Consider the following 6,702-nt stretch of genomic DNA (forward strand, 5'->3'; position numbering starts at 1 on the left):
TACTACGATTGGTATTACTTCTTACTGCAACCTAAAAACCGTCAAAACCCTTCCCTATCAACTTTAGTCGATTGGCTAGTCGGTTAGAGGTTAGCGGCTATCAAATTGCCAATTGAGAAACATTAAAGCTTCAGTCGTTCGTCATAATGAGAATTTTACCATTCTCAAAATAAAACTATTTTGCGCCAACTACGTATTGGTTCTTAAGAAATAGAATGCACATTCCTCTAACTAGTTGAAAAGAAAATTAATTCAACTTTTTACGTCAGAAATTCTACCCCAATGGATTAAATGGCATTCGAATTGCTTTGACATAGATAACCCAACCAATATACAGCAAGTTGCACCAGTTTTACTGCAGCTTGTCACGGAGGATAGGCTATGACCTTACAAAGACATACATATTACGGCTTAATTCATCATGGAATTAAAACCCTATTAATGGACAGAATTGGCCACTTCACAGAGCGTGAATATCACGAATACCTTGACCTAACGACCGGTAAATCGACATGTTTTGCCATGAGTGAGCAAGAGCTCGAGAACACCTTAGACAGTTTAAAGAGCGAAGGTTACCTTGAAGATATCAAGAAGCTAATACCTCGCTACCAAACCACATCACTGCAATAACGTTCTTAATCTCGATTAGGCGCTTCAATCCTTTATTGGGGTTAAACTCTCCAAAACGGTTAGATGTAATTAATTGGCATCCAATTGTCTCGAGCTATTTAGCATCGAGACAGTTTTGGTTAGACTGTCTGCAACTTAACTAACTGGATAGTCAGTGTCACATGAAGCAAATTCTTGATTTCATTCCTCTCATTATTTTCTTTGCGCTTTACAAGATGTACGACATCTACACGGCTACAGGTGCATTGATTGTTGCTTCCGCATTACAAATCATTTTGACGTACATCATCTACAAGAAAGTAGAGAAAATGCAGATCATCACCTTTTTAATGGTTGCCGTATTTGGTGGCATGACCATATTCTTGCACGATGACAACTTCATTAAATGGAAAGTCACCATCGTTTATGCACTGTTTGCGATTGGTCTGACGGTCAGTCACATCATGGGCAAGTCAGCAATTAAAGGTATGTTAGGTAAAGAGATCACACTGCCTGATGCGGCATGGGGCAAGATCAACTGGGCATGGACTCTGTTCTTCACATTGTGTGCGATTCTCAATGTTTACGTTGCTTTCAACCTCCCATTGGATGTGTGGGTTAACTTCAAAGTATTTGGCCTTCTCATCGCTACCTTCGCGTTTACCTTGATAACGGGTGTTTATATCTATAAACATTTACCAAAAGACCAGCTTCAGTCAAAAAACCAAGCACCAGAAAACGATAAGCAACAAGAGCTCTCAGGTAAAAATACCGACGAGAAATAACGCTTAGGGATGAGTCCTCATCCCCTTTTTGATACAATTATTATCAATATGCTATTTAACAGTGGCCAATGATACTCGTGATCATTGGCCACTGATTGTTTGTGTTCGGTGAATACGTTAAAAATGCGACCGCCACAAGTCCCGTAAACACATCTATTTTATTCATAACAAATCAATACCATTAAGAGTACAACAATGACTATTCAATCAACTTTGAACCCGATTGGTTCTTTACTTCTTCGCACTTTGGCGATGCCCTCTGATACTAATGCAGCAGGGCAAATATTCGGTGGTTGGATAATGTCTCAACTGGATCTGGCTGGCGGCATACTGGCGAAAGAGATCTCAAACGGAAAAATAGTCACAGTGTCAGTATCAAGCATCGAGTTCAAACAACCAGTATCGGTTGGCGATGTGGTCTGTGTTTATGGCGACTGCACCAAGATTGGCCGCAGCTCGATGAATATCGACTTAGAGGTATGGGTTAAGCCGGTACTTGATCACGGCATCGGCGATCGTTACAAAGTTTGTGGCGCGACATTCAACTACGTTGCTGTAGACGAAAGCGGTAAGCCTCGCCCAATCAACAAATAGTCCTTTCGACAACTCTACCGTACTGTAAGGTCTTTAGTCATTTCGATGAAAAATGCTAAAGACCTTCTCACTCTGCCGCACCATTTCACAATTTCTTATCATTAGCTCTTCCAATACCCATTAGTTCGCGTAAATTAGCCAGATAAATAATTTAATCGCTCTAATTCAGTGAAGTAACATAAGGATATCTCAACATGTGGTACGTTATTTTTTCTCAAGACGTCGAAAACTCATTAGAAAAACGTCTAAGTGTTCGCCCACAACATCTAGAACGCCTACAAACACTTCACGATGAAGGCCGACTGTTAACAGCTGGTCCAATGCCAGCCATTGACTCCGATAACCCTGGCGAAGCGGGCTTCACAGGTTCTACTGTGATTGCGGAGTTTAATTCTTTAGAAGACGCACAAGCATGGGCAGACGCCGATCCGTACATCGCTGCTGGTGTCTACCAGAATGTGATTGTTAAACCATTTAAGAAAGTATTTTAACGTGAAAAAATGGATTATTGGGTCACTGGCTATTGCCTTACTCGCTGGCTGTAGCTCATCAAGTGAACAAGACAAACAAAGACAGTTAGAGATGATGGCTCACCATCGTGCCGGCGTACTATCTGCAGGCCTACCTATAGAATATGGCCCACTGTCTATCATGCGTGTGCTTGCAAAAAATACTGTCGTCGAGATCATGATGATCTACAACCAAGATGCAAAAGGTGCTAAGCCTTTAAACCAGGTTGTAGACATGAGTGTGAATAGCTACTGCACCAACTCTGAAGTCAGAGCGAACCTCGACATGGGCTTGGCTTACAACATCAAGATTCGCAACACGCGCGGACAACTGATGGTTGAAAAGCTGATCAGTAAAGAGACGTGTCAGAGCAGCAGTTAGATTCGAACAAGTATAAAACCAGAAGGCCTCGCAAATGTGAGGCCTTTGTTTTGATTTATCGTGGATTAACGGATCAATCAAAATCTTAGACTTAATTATGCCTCAGCTGATTGCCACTCTTTACGCAGTGTCTTCGTCGCCGAAACTAAGTTAGTGAGTGCTGCTTCTGTCTCAGCCCAGTTACGCGTTTTTAACCCACAATCAGGGTTTGCCCACAAACGTTCTGCAGGTATTTTTTCTGCCGCTTTCTTAAGTAAATCTACAATCCACTCTTCTGAAGGGATGTTTGGCGAGTGAATATCATAAACACCGGGGCCAATCGCATTCGGATAGTTAAACTCTTCAAACGCTTTCAGCAATTCCATGTTCGAGCGAGAAGTCTCAATGGTAATCACATCGGCATCTAGCGCGGCCACTGAATCAATGATCTCGTTGAACTCGCTATAACACATATGGGTATGAATCTGAGTTTCTGGTTTAGCACTCGCCGCTGAGATCTTAAAGGCATCCACTGCCCATTCTAAGTACTCTGCATGGTCGCGTTTTTTCAAAGGCAAACCTTCGCGAATAGCAGGCTCATCGATTTGGATAATGTTAATACCTGCGTCTTGTAAATCAGACACTTCATCACGTAGAGCAAACGCCAGTTGGTTAGTGATCTCTTTGCGTGAGATGTCTTCACGAGGGAATGTCCAACATAGAATAGTGACTGGTCCGGTCAGCATGCCTTTCATCTGTTTCGAGGTCAGGGATTGCGCATAAGTCGACCACTCGACCGTCATTGGTTTTTCACGCTCGATATCCGCAACCACTATCGCCGGTTTCACGCAACGAGAGCCATAACTTTGTACCCAACCAAACTTAGTGGTTTGGAAGCCTGCTAGGTTTTCTGCAAAGTACTCCACCATGTCATTGCGTTCCGCCTCGCCATGCACAAGCACATCCAAATCTAAGGCTTCTTGGCGCTTAACCGCATCAGCAATATGACCTTTCAATGCGGTTGTGTATTCCGCTTCATTCAGTTTGCCAGTTCGGTAAGCACTACGCTGAAGACGAATCTCTCCTGTCTGTGGGAACGAACCAATGGTTGTCGTTGGTAACAGCGGTAACCCGAGAACTTCAGACTGATGCGCTGCGCGCTCTGCGTATGGAGCACTGCGTTCTGCCAGTGCTTTGGTAATGGTATTGATACGAGCCTGAACTTGTGGCTTGTTCACATGAGTCGCGCTCTTACGAGCAACAATTGGTTGACTGTAAGTCTCACACGCCAAAATGGCATTTTGATCGCCGTCTAACGCTGCACCCAATAAGCTCACCTCGGTCACTTTCTGTTTTGCGAAGGCAAACCAACTCTTCACTTCTTCGCTGAGCGTTTCTTCTAACTCCAAATCAACAGGGCTATGAAGCAGCGAGCATGAACTTGCCACCCACAATTTGTCTCCTAGCTTCTCTTTCACTGGCTGTAACAGCTCTAGCTGCGTGGCCAAATCAGCACGCCATACATTGCGACCGTTAATCGCCCCTGCAGAAAGTACCCAGTCTTCTGGTAACTTATTGACCACTTCATCGAGTTGCTGCGGTGCTGCTGCTAAGTCGATATGTAAGCCGTTGATAGGCAGATCTACGATTTTATCTAATGTATCCGTGACCGAATCAAAGTAAGTGGTAAGTAGTAGTTTTACATCGCCTTGAATCACTTGGTAAGCCAGCTTGAATGAATCTACCCACTGATTATCAAGCTCCAAAGCCAGGATTGGCTCATCAATTTGGACCCACTCTACGCCAAGCTTTGAGAGCTTTGCCAAAATGGCTTGATACGCGGTAAGAAGGCGAGGAAGTAGAGATAAGCGGTCAAACCCATCTTCCACTTCTTTGCCTAGGTATAAGTAAGAGAGTGGCCCAAGGAGTACAGGCTTAACTTTGTGTCCTGCTTTAATCGCTTCATTCACTTCATCAAACAGTTGAGGCCAACTTACTTCAAAAGAGTCATCTTTGCTGAACTCAGGAACAATGTAGTGGTAATTGGTGTTGAACCACTTGGTCATGTCAGAAGCAGCTGAACTGTCTTTAGTAACATCATTCGGCGTATGCGAACCACCGCAGCAACTAGATTGAACTTGAGACTGACCACGACCAACGCGGAACAAGGTATCTAAATCTGGGAAAGCTTTTTCATCTTCTGATCCACCAGCATGGCGCTTGGGAACGTGGCCTAGAAGTAGAGTCGTAGTTAGTACATGGTCATACCATGCGAAGTCACCCGCAGTTGCAAAGCTTAGATTCGCGTCAGCTTGTACATTCCAGTTACGATTTCTTAATTCACTGCCGATCTGCTTGAGCTCAGATTGATCGAGCTCACCGCGCCAGTACTTCTCAAGCGTGAATTTGAGTTCGCGTTTTTCACCGATACGTGGGTAGCCAAGAATATGCGTTGTTGTCGTCATGAGTCTGTTCCTTATTCGATAATTTTAATTTCCGGTTAGACTGCCTGTAATGATTATATTTTTAACAAAGGCGTCTGGATGGCTAAACTATCTCCCTAATCTGAACGATGAACAAGGTCCAAATATTCATCTTGTTTATTAATAATTTTCATCTTTAATAATCTAACCGCTAATTTATTAAATCCATCTGGACATCCAGACGTTTACAAATGAAAGAAAACACCGTAGGGTGATTATTAAGAAATATTGAATTAGCTTAGGGAATATGAGGAATACTCATGATAGAGCTTAAACACCTTCGAACATTGACCACCTTGAGAGACAGCGGCTCGCTAACCGCGACTGCAACTTCTCTTCATCTGACTCAGTCGGCACTTTCTCACCAGTTGAAAGACCTTGAGGCCCGTATTGGCGGTCAGCTCTTTTTGCGTAAAACAAGACCGGTTAAATTTACCTCGGAAGGCGAAATTTTGTTAAAACTGGCTGATGAGATACAGCCACAAATCGCCAAAGCTGAAAACGAACTCGCAAGCCTAAAAGAAGATGTGAATGGTCGATTACACATGGCGATCGAGTGTCACTCATGCTTCCAATGGTTAATGCCCGCTTTGAAGGAATATCAAGTTGCTTGGCCAAGCGTAACGTTAGACTTCTCGTCAGGGTTTGGCTTTGAACCCCTACCCGCACTAATGGCAGGCGAACTCGACTTGGTGATCACATCAGACATTCAGCCTCGCTCTGAGGTTCACTACGAACCTCTCTTTGATTTTGAGATGCGTTTGATCACTGCAATCAACTCACCTTTGGCAGAAAAACAGAGCATAGAACCGCAAGATCTTAGCGATATAACCATGCTCTCTTATCCGGTTCAAAAACAGCGTCTCGATGTAGTGAAACACTTTTTGCAACCAGCAGGCGTTGAACCAAAGAAATGGAAACAAGCAGACAACACCTTGATGCTGGTGCAAATGGTATCGGCAGGCTTAGGGGTTGCTGCGTTGCCAAATTGGGCAATCAGTGAATTTTCGAGACAAGGGTTAATCGCCAGTAAACCATTGGGTAACGGGCTTTCAAGACGATTGTTTGCTGCGGTAAGAAACTCTGAGAAAGACAAACGTTATCTGCAGGCTTTCTTTAGTACGGCAAGGCAACAGAGTAAGAGCCACCTAGATGGGATTGAGGTCGTTTAAGAGACTCGTTGTTGAGTTAATTTATGCATGCGTTGAACCTAATAGGTATGCGCCAAACACAAAAAAGTCACAGATAACCTGTGACTTTTTCTTTTAGGTTTGGTGTTATACCAATCACAGTAAGTAAGTGATCAAAAATAGCGCAGGAAAAAGGCTTGAGAACAAGGCAAAATTTTTCGATAAGTAGTT

7 protein-coding genes are annotated in these 6,702 nt (G+C 43.5%); 6 read left to right on the top strand and 1 reads right to left on the bottom strand.

Annotated elements, in window-relative coordinates; translation table 11 throughout:
* Nucleotides 1–381 precede the first annotated feature (381 nt).
* From AB4407_RS06235 to AB4407_RS06255, 5 genes are all read left to right on the top strand, one after another.
* Nucleotides 382–630: a hypothetical protein gene (locus tag AB4407_RS06235; RefSeq protein WP_372119643.1), complete on the top strand. Its 249-nt coding sequence runs from the start codon at nt 382–384 to the stop codon at nt 628–630.
* 161 nt (nt 631–791) lie between these two features.
* On the top strand, nt 792–1,394 hold the full coding sequence (locus tag AB4407_RS06240; protein ID WP_372119645.1) for a septation protein A: 603 nt from the start codon (nt 792–794) through the stop codon (nt 1,392–1,394).
* Nucleotides 1,395–1,589: 195 nt separating this feature from the next.
* Entirely contained in the window at nt 1,590–1,988 is a 399-nt protein-coding gene (gene yciA, locus AB4407_RS06245) for an acyl-CoA thioester hydrolase YciA (protein ID WP_017061510.1), read from the top strand.
* A gap of 194 nt (nt 1,989–2,182) precedes the next feature.
* Nucleotides 2,183–2,479, top strand: a complete 297-nt coding sequence (locus AB4407_RS06250; RefSeq protein WP_012603655.1) for a YciI family protein — start codon at nt 2,183–2,185, stop codon at nt 2,477–2,479.
* A gap of 1 nt (nt 2,480) precedes the next feature.
* Complete coding sequence (locus AB4407_RS06255) at nt 2,481–2,879, top strand: GspS/AspS pilotin family protein (RefSeq protein WP_029223165.1); 399 nt, start codon at nt 2,481–2,483, stop codon at nt 2,877–2,879.
* A gap of 95 nt (nt 2,880–2,974) precedes the next feature.
* On the opposite strand, the gene metE is transcribed toward AB4407_RS06255, so the two are convergent.
* A complete protein-coding gene (gene metE / locus AB4407_RS06260) occupies nt 2,975–5,323 on the bottom strand; it encodes a 5-methyltetrahydropteroyltriglutamate--homocysteine S-methyltransferase (protein WP_372119647.1) in 2,349 nt (782 codons plus the stop codon).
* Nucleotides 5,324–5,601: 278 nt separating this feature from the next.
* Here metE and AB4407_RS06265 point away from each other — a divergent pair, with 278 nt between their 5' ends.
* The gene (locus tag AB4407_RS06265) at nt 5,602–6,513 is read left to right on the top strand and encodes a LysR substrate-binding domain-containing protein (protein WP_009846422.1); all 912 of its coding nucleotides are present in this window, start codon (nt 5,602–5,604) and stop codon (nt 6,511–6,513) included.
* Nucleotides 6,514–6,702: the final 189 nt, after the last annotated feature.

The sequence above is a fragment of the Vibrio sp. 10N.261.46.E11 genome (assembly GCF_041472735.1).
Lineage (GTDB): Bacteria > Pseudomonadota > Gammaproteobacteria > Enterobacterales > Vibrionaceae > Vibrio.

Excerpts from the sequence above, each read along its gene's own strand:
- AB4407_RS06265 (WP_009846422.1), top strand. The coding sequence starts at position 5,602 with ATGATAGAGCTTAAACACCTTCGAACATTGACCACCTTGAGAGACAGC.
- AB4407_RS06240 (WP_372119645.1), top strand. The coding sequence starts at position 792 with ATGAAGCAAATTCTTGATTTCATTCCTCTCATTATTTTCTTTGCGCTT.
- AB4407_RS06250 (WP_012603655.1), top strand. The coding sequence starts at position 2,183 with ATGTGGTACGTTATTTTTTCTCAAGACGTCGAAAACTCATTAGAAAAA.
- yciA (WP_017061510.1), top strand. The coding sequence starts at position 1,590 with ATGACTATTCAATCAACTTTGAACCCGATTGGTTCTTTACTTCTTCGC.
- AB4407_RS06235 (WP_372119643.1), top strand. The coding sequence starts at position 382 with ATGACCTTACAAAGACATACATATTACGGCTTAATTCATCATGGAATT.
- metE (WP_372119647.1), bottom strand. The coding sequence starts at position 5,323 with ATGACGACAACAACGCATATTCTTGGCTACCCACGTATCGGTGAAAAA.